The following is a 16,916-nucleotide window of genomic DNA, read 5'->3' on the forward strand; positions in this document are numbered from 1 at the left end:
GCAGCAGTGAACCTCATGAATGAGGGAAAAAGAATCTTTGCAGAATGTGCATGACAGCACAATAAAAAGTCCGTATCCGGACTTGCAAAAATCGCGGGGTACGCGAGGATAGCTTGTAGATACTTGGCTCAATAGAGCCATTGAGCAAGAAGCCCCCCACTTCAAAATCTATGATTTAAGTGGTGGGAGCATATCACAGGAAAGGAATACTATCACTATGAATTCACTTNGCATCCAGTAAGATATGCAGTGCATGCGGAAAGAAAAAAGCCGAATTGTCTTTATCTGAAAGAATTTATTACTGTGAATGTGGAAACAGAATGGATCGTGATGTAAACGCAGCAGTGAACCTCATGAATGAGGGAAAAAGAATCTTTGCAGAATGTGCATGACAGCACAATAAAAAGTCCGTATCCGGACTTGCAAAAATCGCGGGGTACGCGAGGATAGCTTGTAGATACTTGGCTCAATAGAGCCATTGAGCAAGAAGCCCCCCACTTCAAAATCTATGATTTAAGTGGTGGGAGCATATCACAGGAAAGGAATACTATCACTATGAATTCACTTAAACCATTCTTGCTTACATCACTTAAGAATTATAACCGCTCTCAGTTTTTCAAAGATGTAACGGCAGGAATCATTGTGGCAATTATTACATTGCCGCTTTCTATTGCACTGGCTCTTGCCTCTGGAGTTGGTCCGGAAGCGGGTATTTTCACAGCCATCGTTGCAGGATTTATCATTTCTGCACTTGGCGGAAGCTGCGTACAGATTGCCGGACCAACAGCTGCATTCGCAACGATCGTCGCCGGTATTGTAGCAGAAGTCTGTGAGGCAAGAGGAATCACAGTAGTATTCTCTCATGTCAACGAACAGCCGATGAAGGTCATGGACAAAGCAGGATTTACCAAACGCGTTGGAAAGGAAAACTTCCAGCCAAATATCAGTGCCGCCTTAAAACGTGCGGAAGAGGTTATTGCAAAATAATACCCTCTCTTATATAAGGTAAACAACTGAACTGCACACGCTGAAAAAAGCCACCGGCATCTGCCGGCGGCTTCTTTAAAATCCTTCTACGATCATCTGACCTGATCGATATAAAATTTGAACTTATCTGTCCTGTAATAACATTTGAAATTTTCTATCGGGATCTCTCTTCCATTCACGATTCCATGAGTGATACAGCGGAACAGAATGATAGGTGTTCCCTCTTCTACATCCAGATATTCCGCGATCTCATCCTGAGCACCTATCGCCTCTATGGTTCTTCTGGCTTTTGTTATCTTAACACCGTAAACCTCCGTCATGATCCTGTAAAGAGATTCCTTTCCCAGGTCATACTTTGACAGTCCGGGGAAGATTTTTTCCGGAAGAAAAGTCAGGGTATAGTTAAGAGGTTCTGTATCTGCATACAGGATTCTTCCTATCATGTATATCTTATCATCGGTTGTGATTTCCAGAGCCTTGGCTCTTTTTACATTAGGATTGACCATCTTGGAAACAACAACTTCCTTGCTGGGTTTCATCCCCAGCCGCAGAACATCGTCGGTACAGCTTGTGATAGAAAAAAGATTACTGCTTCCTTCATCTGTTTTTACATACGTTCCTTTTCCCTGGATCTTGTACAGATAACCTTCTGTAACCAGCTCATCAATGGCTTTTCGGACCGTAATCCTGCTGACCTGATATGTTTCCATCAGTTCCCGTTCACTTGGAATAGGATCTTTGGAATCATACACTTCATTCTCAATGTTTTCTACAATTGCCTTCTTTACAAGATAGTATTTAGGCAGCTTTTCATCCAGCATCTTCCTGTCACCTCAATTTTTCTTTTTTAATCGCAGAAGATTCCTATATTAACACATAGCCTTGAATTCTCTGATCTTTTCTTTCATTGCAGGAATATCCTCGTGCAGTTTCAGGATGGTGCTGCCAACAAACGCTGCATCTCCACCTGCCTCTTTTACCAGTTTTACATCCTCTGGTGCATGAACACCTACTCCGCAATAAATAGGTCTGTCAATTCCGCAGCTTCTCAAATACTCTACACCGTCTTTTAATGTAGGATATTTCTCATTTATCTGCTGTGTCTCATATGGCTTTGCCTGTAAATATACAAATCCGTTAGACTGTTTTGCCATCTCTACTTCTTCTTTCGGTAAGTGGAATTGTACATAGCAGGAAACCTGAAGTCCGGCTGCAATTATCTTATCCTTAATAATATCATCTTTCAGACCAACAAGCAAAATATCTTTTAAATTATTTGATAAACAGAACTCAATAAATCTGTCTACACCGATATCTTCTACTGTATTCTCATAGGCCAGCACAAGCAGCTTCACATCCGGAAGTCTTTTCTGGATCGCAACGATGGAATCCATGTATTTCTCATAATCATCACAGGCTTCCAGTGCTTTTTTCATTCTTCCTGCAATGTAATCACTTTCCAGGTATGGGTTTCTGGAAGGGAAGTCCACTTCCATCATTTTGCAGCCTGCATCTGCATATTCTACAGCCATGTTATAGCTTGCCTCAATTGTCGGGTATCCATTTGATAAATAACAAATAATTTCCATTTCTTATTCTCCTCTGTATACTTTAACAAATAATTCTTTGAACTCATCGATTTCCGGGATCACCGGGTTTGTTTTTGTACAGCCATCTGCTTTTGCAAGTGCTGCCATCTCATCCAGTTTTGCCATATATGCTTCTTCATCCGGAAGGATCTCTTTGAAGCATTTTGGAATATTAATCTTTGCATTCAGTGCTTCTACTGCTTCATAAAGATTTGCTACTCCGATTCTCTTTGCAAAGTTTGCGTAAACTTCTTTTGCTGCTTCATTCTGCTCATTATATCTGATGATATACGGTAAAATAACAGCATCTGCCAGACCATGTGATACATGGAAAATTCCGCCAAGAGTATGTGCCATGGAGTGTACGATTCCGAGGGAAACATTGGTAAATGCCATTCCAGCTACCATAGATGCCTCCACCATGATCTCTCTGGCTTTTAAGTCACTTCCATTCTCATATGCCACCGGTAAAGTTTCCATAATATCCTGTGCTGCCTGGCTTGCAAGAATGTCAGACACGTAGTTTGCACGGTTAGAAGCAAGCGCCTCTAATGCATGAGTAAGAGCATCCATTCCTGTCTCTGCTGTAATCTTGGCCGGCATGGACATGGTTACTTCCGGATCACAGATTGCGATATCCGGCATCATCTCCATATTTCCCACACCATGTTTTAATCCTTTTTCGTTGTCAGAGATTACAATAGAACGAGAAACTTCACTTGCTGTTCCACTTGTTGAAGGAATACAGCACATTCTTGCTTTGCCACGTAATTTCGGGAATTCATTTGGAGGAAGGATGTCTTCCATCTGTGTCAGTTCCGGATGCTCATAGAAGATCCACATTGCTTTTGCAGCATCCATTGCAGAACCGCCGCCAAGTCCTACGATAAGGTCCGGACCAAATTCCAGCATCGCATTTTTTCCTCTGATCACGGTCTCAAAGGACGGATCCGGTTCTACATCTCTGATCACCATGGTTTCAGCTCCGGCTTCTTTGAAGTAGCCTTCTACCTTTGCCAGCATTCCGCTTCTTTCCATGCTGCGTCCGCCAATAACGATGCTGACTTTTTTTGCCTTAATTGTTTTAATATATGCAAGACTTCCATTTCCAAACATTAATTCTGATCCTGCAAGTTTCATTGGTCTCATCATTTTTATTTTCCTGCCTTTCTTTACTTTAATCCGTCTAATACTTTTTTTACCAGTTCATAGGAAATCGGATTTGTTAAAATTCCGCCTTCTTTCAGACTGGAACCAATGATCGCACCATCTGCTGTCTGAAGCTGATCGTGAATATTTTCTGCATTTACACCGCTTCCTGCAAATACCGGGATCTTGACAACATTTTTGACTCTCTTGATCAGATCCAGTGGTGTCTCTTCTCCAACCTGTGTGCCGGTAACGATAATGCCATCGGCTCCGTTAGATGCTGCATCTTTTGCTGACTGTTCGATTGAAATGTTCTCTCTCAGCATATGTGCATGCTTTACCTGAACGTCAGCGATAATCTTGACATTTTCCTGTCCCATCATCTTACGGTATTCCAGGCATTTTTTGGCACATGGCTGAATGATTCCATCTGTAAATAATACGGTATCTACAAATACCGGAACACGGATAAAGGATGCTCCGACCATTGCTGCGATCGCGATATCTGCTTCACAGTCATTAAATGCTGCATCAATTCCTACCGGAATCTTGACTGCCTGTTTTACTGCATATGCCGCAGCTGTCAGTGCAGCAATCTGTGCCTTGTTCAAAAGAGCTGAAAAAGGAGTATCTCCCATGTTTTCTACGATAACTGCATCTACTCCTGCTTTTTCAAGAGTCACTGCATCCTGAACTGCACGGTCAATGATCTTCTGATAATCTCCGTCGAATCCTGCTGTTGTCGGAAGTGGCAGACAATGTACCATTCCGATTACTGTCTGTGAATTTAATGTAAGTACTTCTTTACTCATTTTTAGCAGCCTCCTTTTTTACATGATAATTATAAATTCCTTCCAGTGCTGTTCTGCAGAGCAGATCCTCTGCATCCACACGTTCCTGTCCCTTTAAGGTTTCTTTTAAATTTTCAAGTACTGTGACAAGTGTCAGGATACAGGTCTTAACTCCCATCAGACGTCCCAGAGTCAGCATACAGGAAGATTCCATATCGATTCCTGTTACTCCGAGTTTTTTGACTTCCTCAAATGTTTCTGACATGTCCCGTCCATATTCCAGGGAGAACTTTGAGTCATGCATGCAGCTGTAAAATCCATCCATTGTACAGTTGAGACCGTTCAGATAACGTTTTCCCATCTTTTGAACGGTTTCATTCATTACATTGACAAGCTCGACATCTGCAACTGCCGGATAACTCAGATCCACATAGCTCTGGCTGGTTCCCTCGCGTCTCATAGCTGCGATCGGTACCATGAAATGTCCCAACATATCATCCTGCATGGACATGACAGTTCCCATTCTTACAGCAACTTCCATTCCGGATTCGTACATTTCTTCCATCGCGATCGCCGCTGACGGAGCTCCGATTCCTGTTGAAGTTACTGTGATCTCTACACCTTTATAGGTTCCGGTATAGGTATTAAATTCTCTCATAAAAGCAACTTTTTTCGGATTGTCCAGATATTTTTTTACAACCTCTACTCTCCACGGATCTCCTGAAAAAAGTACATATTTTGCAATAGTTTCCTCACTTGCTCCCATATATAATGTGCTCATCTGTATTTCCCCCTTTCAGTGCAATTCCTCAAATTTCTGCAGTAATTGCTGCTCTGTTGGTGCATTTGTACAGCAGCCTTCTGCCTGTAAAACGAAGTAGGACAATACGCTTCCCAGTCTGCAGCAGTCTTCCGGAGAGTATCCATGTAAATATCCGTACACGAATCCTGCCATATAGGCATCTCCCGGTCCGGTTGCGTCTGCCACATGTTCTACTTCACAGATTCCAATCTTTTCGCTGCGTATTTTTCCTTCTTCACGTACATAACAGATACTTCCGTCTTTTCCAAGAGTTGTCACGATAATATCTGCTTTTCCGATTTCAAATAAGTCGGTGATCGTACTCAGACCAAAAAGATTCCTGATGATCTCACATTCCACTTCATTTGTAAAAATAATCTTGCATTCTGTTAATAACTGTTTCAGAAATGGTTCCGGAAAAGCATCAAAATCGTCTTTCATTCCAAATACCATCGGTACATGATGCTTCTTGCATTTTTCGAAGAACTCTTCATTATCCGGTCTTGATGCAACTGTGATCACACCAAGCTTTGCATCTTCAAACAGGCTGTCTTTCATTTCCCGTGCATATTTGCCATCCATTGCTCCAGGATAAAAAACAGTGATATGGTCATTGTTATTATCCTGTAAAAGATAACATACACTGGTTGCTTCCTCTTCTATCTGCTCAATTCCATCCAGAGGTACATTTCCCTCCTCCAGAAACTTCTTAAAGCCATTGCTCTCATAATCTCCGCCTACTCTTAAAACTGGCATTGCTTTCATACCAAGTCTGCAAAGTGCATAAGCAATGTTGACAGAACAGCCGCCATAAAAGATTTTTGAATTGGATTTATTTGTAACCAGTGATGTAAAACCTACCTTGGCAGGTGTTGCTATTCTTATGATGTGATCCATGCTCACATAGCCACTTGTCAGAACATCTACTTTCATTACCGTGCCTCCTACAACTGTCCACTTTCTAATAATTTACTGAATGTATCCATGTCAATTACTTTTCCCAGATATTTATCGATATCTGTCAGATGAACCTCATTCACTGTCTCTGAATTTGTTGCCACACATTCCCGGATAACATATGGGTTATAATCCAGATAAAAGGCATCTGTCACTGTTGCCCTGATGCAGCAGTTTGTTTTGGTACCTACAACAACAACGTTCTCCACCCCGTTTTCACGTAATACCAAATCCAGGTCTGTTGCAAAGAATCCGCTGTATCTTCTCTTTCGGATAACGTAATCCTTCTTTTCATCAACTTTTAGCATCGGGTCTATTTCAATTCCGAATGTACCTTCTATACAGTTCGGTCTCATAGACTGTGCCTTTCTGTCGAGCTTATCCTTTCGATTGCAGTGCTGCAAAAAGACCACCAGAAGATCATGCTTTCTGCTTTCATCGAGTACCTTTTTGATCCGCGGGAGAATCTGTCGGTTTTCTGGATAGAATACCAGCCCTTCCGGATCTGTAAAGTCACGAACCATATCTACAATCACCAATGCTGTTTTTGCCATTTTCTTCCCCCTTAATCGAACTTGTATCCTCTTACCTTGACATCTTTAAATTTCATAAATGAAACAACCGCAAGTACTGCCACCATAATAATGTATGGGATGGTATCGAACATTCCTGCTGCCGGTCCTGCAAATACACTTAAGTTGACTGCAAGTGATCTCGCAACACCAAATAGGATTGCATACAGTGAGGACTGTACCGGTTTTCCCTGACCGCAGTAGATTGCTGCAATTGCAATGAATCCTCGGCCTGCAGTCATGTCACTTGTAAACATTGCCATTCTTTCCATGGAAAGGTTGATTCCTGCCAGTGCACAGCAGAATGCTCCGATCAGAACCGCCACATATTTATACTTCTGTGTTTTAAGACCAAGACTGATTGCTGAATCTTCGTTTTCTCCGACAACTCTGACATAAATTCCAAATTTTGTTTTATATAACAGGATTGCTGCTGCCGCAATTCCAATAAACGCCAGATACGTGATGATCGGATGTCCGCTTAAGATTTTTCCGATCAGAGGAATGCTTTTGATTCCCGGAATATTGATCTTGAAATCTGCAACACTGACATTTTGAAGGCTGATGTTTGCTACTTCCATGATCTTGAGCACAAATTTTGCAACTGCCGGAACGATCAGGTTGATTCCAAGACCGATGACAATAACATTTCCTTTACAGGTAATACCGAGAAAGGAAAATACAAGACCCCATAACAAGGTCGTCAGGATCGCGGCTGCCACTGCCAGTGCCACACTTCCTGTCAGGTACTCTACAAGTACGGAAATAAATGCTCCGTTCAGCATCATTCCTTCCAGTGCAATATTCAGTACATTTGCCTTATATGCAAAGATTCCACCGATCACGCAGAGAATAATAGGAGCACTATGGTATACTGTGTCATACAAAATACTATTTAATAATTCCATTATGCTGCCTCCTTTTTCGTCTTTTTAAAACGACTGAATACACTTGTTTTGTCACCAATAAATTTAACTGCCAGGAACAGGATGATCATTCCCTGGATGATCGCTACAATCTCTTTCGGAACTGCAGTATACATATTGATACTGTCACTGCCTGTTTTCAGGGCTGCATAAAAGATAGATGCGATTAAGATTCCAACCGGTGAGTGTCCTCCGAGAAGGGCGATCAGCATACCGTCCCATCCAAGACCCGGGTTAGCAGAAAATGTCAGAGTGTATTTAAACTGGTCACTTAACATCCAGCCTGCACCTGCTATTCCGGAGAGTGCACCACTGATCAGCATCATAACGATGATTTTTTTTCCGACATTCATTCCTGTAGCTTCTGCAAATTCAGGATTTTTTCCAATAGCTGTGATTTCATATCCCAGTTTGGATTTCTTCATAATAAAGTACATGATCACCAGAATGATCATTGCGATCACAAAGAACATTGTCATTCTTGAAGAACCAAATCTTTTGAACATTACATTCTCATTGATCGTTGGTGTTGCCACATATCCTGCACTCTGATCCTTAAAAACGCCAGTTGTCAGAAATTCCAGAGTTTTGGAAACTGCATAGTTTAACATCAGCGTTACAACCATTTCATTTACATTGCATTTTGCCTTCAGAAGTGCCGGAATCAATGCGAACACCATTCCACAGGCAATTGCAACCAGAAAACAGATCAGTTTGCTTAAAAATGGATTTGAAATATTGAGATATGCTCCGGTGATTCCTGCAAAGAATCCGCCCAGAAGCATCTGACCTTCCACACCCATATTGTACAGATTGGCTTTGAATGTGATCGCGATCGCAAGTCCTGTCAGAATAAGCGGAGATGCATAATGCAGGGTATTCATAAAGCCTTTTCCTGTTAACAGTGATTTCTGGATCAGTACACCGTAAGTTTCCAGTGGATTTTCTCCGATCGCGACAATGATGAACGCGCCAAGAACAAATGCGAGAACTACCGGAAGTACAGAATTGACGATTCCTTTTACGATATTATCTTTCTTTTTCATGATCCTGTTCCTCCTTTCCAATTCCAGCCATCAGAAGTCCCATCGCAGCCATTGATACTTCCTTCGGTGATACTTCTCCCGAAATCTTACCTTTGTACATAACGATCACTCTGTCAGACAAACTCATGATCTCTGATAATTCACTTGAAATCAGAACAACTGTATTTCCTTCATCTCTGAATTTCAGGATCTGTTTGTGTATGAATTCAATCGATCCGATATCAACGCCTCGTGTCGGCTGACAGGCTATCAGCATTTTCGGCTTCGCTGCAAGTTCCCTTGCGATGATGACCTTCTGTGCATTTCCTCCTGATAAATTTCCAATGTTACCATTTACATCACCAAGACGGATATCAAATTCCTTGATGTATTTATCTCTTTTGGCATTGATCACTTTCTTATCAAAGAGCCCGTATTTAAAGTTATCTTTGTCTCCGTGATAACCTGCTATACAGTTGTCAGCAACTGTCATTTCTCTACACAGTCCCTGTGCATATCGATCCTCAGGAACAATTCCAAGACCTGCCTTTCTTAATTTCTCCGGCCACCAGTTTGTAACATCTTCTCCGCCAAAGACTACCGTTCCTCTTGTTGACTCCATCAAACCTGTCATGAGTTTTACAAGCTCTGACTGTCCGTTTCCTTCAACACCGGCGATTCCAAGGATTTCTCCTTTATGTACCTCAAAGGACATATCGGATACGACTTCTTTTCCGTAATCATTTATTGTCGTAAGATTTTGTACTTTATACATAACTTCCGGATCGATCTTCTGTTTTCGCTCGTTATTCACAGTAAGAACAACATCTCTTCCGACCATCATCTGTGCCAGTTCACGTTCACTGGTATCTTTTTTCAGCACATTTCCGACAACCTTGCCATGCTTGATGACCGTGATACTGTCTGCCAGCTCCATAACCTCTCTCAGCTTATGCGTGATGACAATGATCGTCTTTCCCTGTTCCTTCAGATTCTTCAGAGTCACCATCAATTCGTCAACTTCCTGAGATGTAAGTACAGCTGTTGGCTCATCCAGGATCAGTATATCTACGTTTCTGTATAACATCTTGAGTATCTCTACTCTCTGACGACCCCCGACAGAAATATCTTCAATCTTATCCGTTGCATTTAATTCAAAATGATTTTCCTGGATCAGCTTCTCAACTCTCTTAATTTCTTCTTTCTGATCAATAAATGGAGTTTTCATTCCATTTTTATTCTGTGTAATTTCCGCACCCAACAATATATTTTCATATACGGTCAGAGACGGCACCAGCTTAAAATGCTGGTGCACCATCCCTATTCCGTTTGCGATCGCATCAATCGGACTGTTTAATGTGACCTCTTTACCCCGAATCAGGATTTTTCCACTTGTTGGCTGCAGCAATCCGTAGAGCATATTCATCATTGTAGATTTTCCCGCACCGTTTTCACCTACAATACATTTAATTTCCCGTTCTTTTACATCCAGATTGATATGATCATTCGCAACAAAATCGTTAAATTTTTTGGTCAGATCAATCGTCTGTATCATGCTGTTCATATTGCTGCCCCCTTTCTGCTAAAACAATTATTTCACTGTAACATTCGGGCATTTAGAAGCATCGAATTCTTCTCCACTCTGTGCATCCGTTACTACAATTGTTCCATCTGAGATCTTATCCTCTACATCTTTGATCTCAGCTTTGATCTCTTCCCATTTTTCTTCTCCGCTTTCCTGTACATGTTTGCTGATCTCAGCAAGGTCTGTAATAGAAGCAGCTCCTGAAGCCAAGGAATAGGTCTGTGCAGCATCCATCTCAGAAAGTTTTCCGTCTACTGCTTCTTTTACAATGTCATATACCGGTACTTCTGTGTTCTTGATAACACTTGTCAGGATATATCCTGGCTGCTGATCGTCTTTATTTGCATCTACCTGAATAGCAAGTTTTCCTTCTTCTTTTGCCTTTGATGCAACACCATCACCTACAGAACCTGCTACAGCGAATACAATGTTGGCTCCCTGGTTGTAATAAGTTCCGGCAACTGTACTTCCTGTTGCTGAATCAGCAAAACCTGCGTCGTATTTTGCATAATAGTCATAATTTACGCCTAACTTTTCTGCTTCGTAGTTTACACCTTCAATGTATCCATAAGAAAATACTGTGATACCATTTGAGTTTGTTCCTCCGATAAATCCTACGGAACGTCCGCCATCATCTGCCGGTGTGAAGTTATACTCGTCTGTACCAAACAATGTCTCCGTGTTTTCATTAACCAGTGTAGTAAGTGCACCTGCCACAAAGGATGCCTGCTGTACATCAAAGAGAACGCTGATTACATTTTTGTGAATGACATTTCCGTTTTCATCTTGATTCGGATTGTCGTTTACACAAACGAAGGTTGTGTCCGGATACATCTCTGCGATCGGTTTGGAACCGCCGGTTCCCTGGATCAGTGCTTCGAAATCGTATTCCAGGTTAAAGATCAGGTTGTATCCATCATCAGCTAAGGATTCCAGTGCCTGCGGTACTCCGGTTGTCGGCTCGACAACTTTATATTCAATACCGAATTCCTCAGCTGCTTTCTTGGCACCTTCTACAGCAGACTGGTTATATCCATTATCATTCTGTCCTGCCGCGGAACAAATGATGGCAACCTTTACATCACTGTTCTTTTTGTCTGCCTTTGTTTCTGTTTTTGTCTCTGCTTCTGTCTCCGTCTTTCCCCCACATGCTGTCAAGCTTCCCGCCATCATTGTCATCACCAGTAAACATCCAAGTGCCTGTACTGCTCGTTTCTTCATTTATTTTCCTCCTTTTGTTATGATGTCATGTCGTCATGACCAGTTGAGTTTTTCTATAATATACCTCACCGCTTCCAAAAAGTAAAGACCTTTATTTATTTTTGTCATATATAGCAATTTTATATCCGTTTTATTGTATGTTTTTCACAATTTGCCCCTTTTATATTTGGATTTTCGCATATAACAAGTGACAATACCACCTGCTTTCATGGACAATACCTGTTGAAATTTCCAAAAGAAAAAAGTGTACACCTGGTGTACACTTTTGGGGTAATACGGGATCTCTATCCTTCGATTTTCATCATAACCTTACACTTCTTTTTATAACATACAATGCCATACAAAATTACTGCCATTTTAGATTGCCCGGCTGCAAAAGTGTCAGTAGTGTTTCATATACATCTTCATTTTGTTTGACGATTATGGAAAGCTCCTCCTTTGCCTGATTCAGCTGATGGAACAGGCTGCGGACTTCGGATTCTTTTCCTTCACAGAAATATCTGGAGCGAAGATAGCCGTTTTTATCATAATAATAACGATCATCCAGTACAGTAACAAGGCATTTTGTATCCCTGACAGCAGTCATCTCCATTTCATGGTACCTGGTACAGACCAGTGGTCTGTACTGATATCCCTGACTGGTATAATCCTTCAGCAGCATCTCTGCCTCACCCTCGTCATTTGCATATACAGCAGAAACATGGGGATAGAAATTGGCTGTTTTTCTTCCCGTATAATGCATCATGTTCTGAATGAATGAGGACAGTTCTGCATTGGTCCGAATCCGGTTAGTCAAATGAAATATCTGGATCTCCGGCAGATTTTCTATAAATTTTATGGTATCTGTGCCTAATTCATCCGGACATATGGCATCTTCAGAGTCACTGGAAAAGATGAGTGGAAAATGTCCATTATACTGTTTTAACAAAATCTGCAGTTTTTCGGCAGAAAGTAAATGTGTCTCATCTACCAGAACTGCGCTGTAAGCTTCCAGCGATACTTCTTCTGTCAGCTGGTCATCTGCCAGGAAATCAATACGCCTCAAACGTTCATGTAAAATTTTCCATTCGCTGCCGGCATTTCCGCAGTGAATGATCAGAACCTTTTGACGTCTGGACAGTTTCATGGCAATATCATAAAGAAGAAGCGTTTTTCCTGTTCCGGGAAGACCCGTGAAACAAAAATATCCATATCGCCCGATACGAAGCTTCTTCAAAATCTGACGCTGGATATCTCTCTGCTGGGATGTCAGGAAATATTCTTTTTTCAGGAAACGGGCCGGCTCTGAGACCGGAGAAATCAGGTACAGCTCTGCCTGAAACAGATCATCAATATCTCTCCGATAGTCGTCACTCTCTCTCTGCAGTGCCCTGCACAGATCCTTCCAGTCTGCGTCCACAATGTGGTCATGATTGGTAAGTCTTACAAGCCTGTCCTGACTGCTGATATAGGTGTAAGACTGTATGGTGCAGCCCAGGACAGAAAGATAGTAACGGTTTTGCATGAGCTGTTTGCGGATTGCTTCATCAGAAACAACTCCGCTTTTCAATTCGATATTGATAATCTGATCCTCTTTGATCTGAAGAAGATCGAATTCTTTTCCAAGTCTGGGAATCTGATAAGAATAAAAGAAACGCAGAGAATATACGTCATCCATGTGTGCCTCCAGTCGACGCACCAGCGACTTCATACTTTCCAGTTCCCATTCCCGTATTTTCAGAAAGTGCTCTCTGTCTGACAATTGGCGTTCCAGTTTTGACAGAGAGGATAAATTCTGATTTCTTGTGATCGTGTATATGGATATGGATCTCATGGCTTCTGCCTTTAATAAAGATTGATTTGCTTGTTTATCAGTTTCTCACCTTCATACTGCAGTTTCACAGAGAAAAATCTCTCATCTCCTGAAAGAAGCAGTTCAAGAAAGACTTTGTCCCCCTCCCATGTTGGCAGTGTCGGCACTATCGCTTTATCCACCCAGCTAAGATCTCCTTCATTACATTCTATCAGTTCACCGGCATATTCGTCTGCAGTAAATACACACATAAGCTCTGGTTCACATTCGCTGCTTATAAATGTGACCAGACCACGAAATTTATAGGACAACAGTGTCAGTCCTGTTTCTTCCTTTACCTCACGCACAAGACATTCCTCCGGGGATTCTATGCCTTCTGCATGTCCGCCAACTCCAATCCACTTTCCCTGGTTTATATCATTCTGTTTTTTTACTCTGTGCAGCATCAGATACTGATTATTATTTTCTATGTAACATAAGGTTGTTATTTTCATTTTGTCTCTCCAGTTTCTTCTATGACTGATTCTTCTTACATTACCCGAAGCATCCTTCCGGATTATATTCCTTCATTTCCAAATATATTCTGCAGAGTATGCGTCAGTTCTTCGATGACAATAGGCTTGGAAAGGAACCCGTTCATACCGCAGCTCAGTGCTGTCCTTCTGTCCTCATCAAACGCATTGGCGGTCATTGCAAATATCGGAATCTGAGCCAGTGCAGGATTCTCCAGTGCACGAATATGTCCGGTGGCCTCATATCCATTCATGACAGGCATCTGTACATCCATCAGCACCAGATCATAATCTCCCGGTGTTGAGCGATAAATCTTCTCTACGGCAATGGCACCATTTTCCGCTGTGTCGACCTGGAATCCATATTCCCTGAGGATTTCTACAGCGATCTCACGATTAAGCTCGTTATCCTCTACAAGAAGGATGTGCTTATCTGTAAAATCAGAACTTTCTCTCGGAAGAATCTCATCATCATTCTCTCCCTGCTGCTTTCCGATCGCGGTCATCAGCGTCTCTCTGAGATCTGACATAAACATCGGCTTGGAGCAGAATGCAGTGACTCCGGCAGCCCTTGCTTCTACTTCAATTTCTGACCAGTCATAGGCTGTCAGGATAATGATCGGTGTATCATCCCCGAGTCCGCGAATCTGGCGGGTAACTTCAATACCGTTCATATCCGGCAGACGCCAGTCGATGATATAGGCATGAAAAGCATCCCCCAGTTCCATGGACTGTCGGGCACGAAGAACGGCTTCTTTACCGGACAGCGTCCATTCCGAACGCATTCCCACCTTCACAAGCATCTTTGTCACACTGTCACAGGTATTAAAATCATCGTCTACCACCAGAGCCTTCAATCCCTCCAGCTCTGCGATCTTTTCTTCACGATGATGTTCCGGCTGGATACGCAGTGCCAGACGGACAATAAATTCACTGCCCTTCCCCTGCTCAGTCTGAACATCAATGGTACCGCCCATCATATCCACAATGTTTTTGGTGATAGCCATACCAAGTCCCGTACCCTGGATCCGGCTGACCGTGGAGGTCCGCTCACGTTCAAATGGTGAAAAAATCCTCTGCGCAAACTCCTGGCTCATACCGATTCCATTGTCTTTCACTCGAATCTCATACAGACCGCTGTCTCTCTGTTTACCTGGAAACTGTTTGATCCGGACAGAAACGGTCCCGCCTGCAGGAGTAAACTTAACGGCATTGGATAACAGGTTCAAAAGGACCTGGTTCAGTCGTGTCTTGTCGCAATACACATCTTCATCCGTTACGTCCATGGCATCCATATAGAGTTCCAGCTGTTTTGCATGGATCTGCCCGCTGACAATCGTCTTTAGGTCATGAAGAATCTCGGACAGACTGACTTCGGTCTCTTCGAGATGGATTTTACCGCTCTCAATACGGCTCATATCCAGCACATCATTGATAAGAGAAAGCAGATGATTGCTGGAGGAGAGAATCTTGCCTAAGTAATCCTTAACCTTTTCTCTGTTATTGATATTGCTTACAGCAAGAGTAGTAAACCCAATAATCGCATTCATTGGTGTCCGGATGTCGTGAGACATATTGGAGAGGAAGGTGCTCTTTGCCCGGTTTGCAGTCTCTGCAGCATGAACAGCCTCCGAAAGTGCCTGATTCATTTTCTTATCGGCTGTACGGTCTGACATAACCAGGATATATTTCTTTTTTCCGTTTACTTCGCTGCCCATAGCAACAATATGGAACCAACGCCGCTCTCTGGTTTTCTGATGAATATACTCAAAATCCCATTCTTTCTGTTCATCCGTCGAAATCCCCGCCAGACAATTCTTTGTACGATTCCCGGTCTCCTTAGGCTGCAGTTTTGCCAGGACATGAACATCCTCCTGAAGCTGTTCTATCGTAATGCCCAACAGTTTATTTACATTCGGACTGATGTAATCTGCCTTATATGTTCTGGCATCCAGCATGAGAAAGACATCCTCCACATTCATAGAAAGCTTTTTAAAAAGTTCATCCCGATACAGGATTTCTGTATCCTTTTTCTTCAGGCTTACACTGCTCTTTTTGAGGATAAGTCCAATGATAAACAGCGTAACGCAAAGCATCACTGCCCCCACAAGGAGCATGGTAGTGAACTGCAGAGTATTCATACTGGTATTGACGATATCCGTCGGGACCAGCCCCAGCAATGTCCAGTCCTGGATTTTTGACTTTTCATAAACCAGATAGTAATCCTTTCCATCCAGCTTAACAAGCATTGCATCGGTACGTCCCTCTTTGAACTGGTCTGAGAGTTCAAGGATTATTTCTTCAGAAATATCTGAATGCTCTCTGAGAACACCAAAGAAATTATATACTGTCCCCCAGGATTCATTCGAATGGTCGATCACTACACGACCATCTGAATGGACGACATAGCTTTTTGCATTTCCCTGAAAGGCAGAAATATCCAGTACTTTTACAATATCGGCATTTTCATAGGCAATCGCAATGGCATCATATTCAAATCCCTGATAGGTTCCATACGCCCTGGGACTGACAAATACAAGCATCTGAGATTTCCCGGGAAGTGCCACATTTGTTATGAGGTCCTTTCCCTGCCTTATCTCATCCTCGAGATTTTCCTGTAATCCAAGATATCCCGTCTTACCTGTTGCCATCTTATAATTGCCGTCAGCCTACAGAAAATAGAACGATAAAAAGCCTGCCTCTTCCTGTGCCTTATCTATGTACTCACGAATTTCACTTTCGTCGGAAGTATTCGTCAGATACTCACTCCACATATGCAGATAGGTCAGATTTTTATCCGCCAGTTCACTTAACAGATTATTGGACTGGTGAAAAACTTCTGTCAGATGAGAAACACTTTCCTTATAAATCGTCCGTGACACAAAGTCAGAATATTGGAGGCCGCCACAGACAACTCCTATAAGCAAAACAACAAAAGCTGCTATTCCTAATCGATTTCTTCTAAAAAACTTCTTCTTTCTTTTCGTAGTATGATTCGTACTGCCCAT

General features: G+C 42.2%; 16 protein-coding genes and 1 pseudogene. 2 read left to right on the plus strand and 15 right to left on the minus strand.

What is annotated here, in order from left to right:
• Window positions 1-242 precede the first annotated feature (242 nt).
• Window positions 243-392 carry a zinc ribbon domain-containing protein gene (locus tag GT674_RS17930; RefSeq protein ID WP_334297017.1) on the plus strand — a complete coding sequence of 50 codons (150 nt, stop codon included), beginning with the start codon at window positions 243-245 and terminating at the stop codon, window positions 390-392.
• Between the two features lie 163 nt (window positions 393-555).
• Window positions 556-852 (plus strand): annotated as a pseudogene (locus tag GT674_RS12145) (SulP family inorganic anion transporter); the annotation flags it as partial.
• A 227-nt stretch (window positions 853-1,079) separates the two neighbouring features.
• Here GT674_RS12145 and GT674_RS12150 read toward each other — a convergent pair.
• From GT674_RS12150 to GT674_RS18265, 15 genes are all read right to left on the minus strand, one after another.
• Window positions 1,080-1,808, minus strand: coding sequence for a GntR family transcriptional regulator (locus tag GT674_RS12150; RefSeq protein ID WP_161285944.1), 729 nt, complete (start codon window positions 1,806-1,808; stop codon window positions 1,080-1,082).
• 48 nt (window positions 1,809-1,856) lie between these two features.
• Window positions 1,857-2,576, minus strand: coding sequence for a tryptophan synthase subunit alpha (locus tag GT674_RS12155; RefSeq protein ID WP_161285945.1), 720 nt, complete (start codon window positions 2,574-2,576; stop codon window positions 1,857-1,859).
• Window positions 2,577-2,579: 3 nt separating this feature from the next.
• The gene (locus GT674_RS12160) at window positions 2,580-3,728 is read right to left on the minus strand and encodes an iron-containing alcohol dehydrogenase (protein ID WP_161285946.1); all 1,149 of its coding nucleotides are present in this window, start codon (window positions 3,726-3,728) and stop codon (window positions 2,580-2,582) included.
• Between the two features lie 20 nt (window positions 3,729-3,748).
• Window positions 3,749-4,537 carry a BtpA/SgcQ family protein gene (locus tag GT674_RS12165; protein WP_161285947.1) on the minus strand — a complete coding sequence of 263 codons (789 nt, stop codon included), beginning with the start codon at window positions 4,535-4,537 and terminating at the stop codon, window positions 3,749-3,751.
• Window positions 4,530-5,297 (minus strand): nucleoside phosphorylase, encoded by a 768-nt coding sequence (locus GT674_RS12170; RefSeq protein WP_161285948.1) that lies wholly within the window; start codon window positions 5,295-5,297, stop codon window positions 4,530-4,532. The genes GT674_RS12165 and GT674_RS12170 overlap by 8 nt, the downstream gene beginning before the upstream one ends.
• A gap of 15 nt (window positions 5,298-5,312) precedes the next feature.
• Window positions 5,313-6,251, minus strand: coding sequence for a carbohydrate kinase family protein (locus GT674_RS12175; protein ID WP_161285949.1), 939 nt, complete (start codon window positions 6,249-6,251; stop codon window positions 5,313-5,315).
• A gap of 11 nt (window positions 6,252-6,262) precedes the next feature.
• Complete coding sequence (locus GT674_RS12180) at window positions 6,263-6,829, minus strand: cysteine hydrolase family protein (protein WP_161285950.1); 567 nt, start codon at window positions 6,827-6,829, stop codon at window positions 6,263-6,265.
• A gap of 11 nt (window positions 6,830-6,840) precedes the next feature.
• Window positions 6,841-7,755, minus strand: coding sequence for an ABC transporter permease (locus GT674_RS12185; RefSeq protein WP_161285951.1), 915 nt, complete (start codon window positions 7,753-7,755; stop codon window positions 6,841-6,843).
• A complete protein-coding gene (locus GT674_RS12190; protein WP_178818098.1) occupies window positions 7,755-8,819 on the minus strand; it encodes an ABC transporter permease in 1,065 nt (354 codons plus the stop codon). Before GT674_RS12190 ends, GT674_RS12185 begins: the two co-directional genes overlap by 1 nt.
• Window positions 8,803-10,362, minus strand: a complete 1,560-nt coding sequence (locus GT674_RS12195; protein ID WP_161285952.1) for an ABC transporter ATP-binding protein — start codon at window positions 10,360-10,362, stop codon at window positions 8,803-8,805. Before GT674_RS12195 ends, GT674_RS12190 begins: the two co-directional genes overlap by 17 nt.
• Window positions 10,363-10,389: 27 nt before the next feature.
• On the minus strand, window positions 10,390-11,604 hold the full coding sequence (locus GT674_RS12200) for a BMP family lipoprotein (protein ID WP_161285953.1): 1,215 nt from the start codon (window positions 11,602-11,604) through the stop codon (window positions 10,390-10,392).
• Between the two features lie 346 nt (window positions 11,605-11,950).
• Complete coding sequence (locus tag GT674_RS12205) at window positions 11,951-13,417, minus strand: ATP-binding protein (protein WP_161285954.1); 1,467 nt, start codon at window positions 13,415-13,417, stop codon at window positions 11,951-11,953.
• An 11-nt stretch (window positions 13,418-13,428) separates the two neighbouring features.
• A complete protein-coding gene (locus tag GT674_RS12210) occupies window positions 13,429-13,890 on the minus strand; it encodes an NUDIX hydrolase (protein ID WP_161285955.1) in 462 nt (153 codons plus the stop codon).
• 62 nt (window positions 13,891-13,952) lie between these two features.
• Window positions 13,953-16,559: a response regulator gene (locus GT674_RS12215; RefSeq protein ID WP_330585566.1), complete on the minus strand. Its 2,607-nt coding sequence runs from the start codon at window positions 16,557-16,559 to the stop codon at window positions 13,953-13,955.
• 18 nt (window positions 16,560-16,577) lie between these two features.
• On the minus strand, window positions 16,578-16,916 hold the full coding sequence (locus GT674_RS18265) for a hypothetical protein (RefSeq protein ID WP_330585567.1): 339 nt from the start codon (window positions 16,914-16,916) through the stop codon (window positions 16,578-16,580).

The organism is Blautia sp. BIOML-A1 (assembly GCF_009883055.1).
Taxonomy (GTDB): Bacteria; Bacillota; Clostridia; order Lachnospirales; family Lachnospiraceae; genus Blautia_A.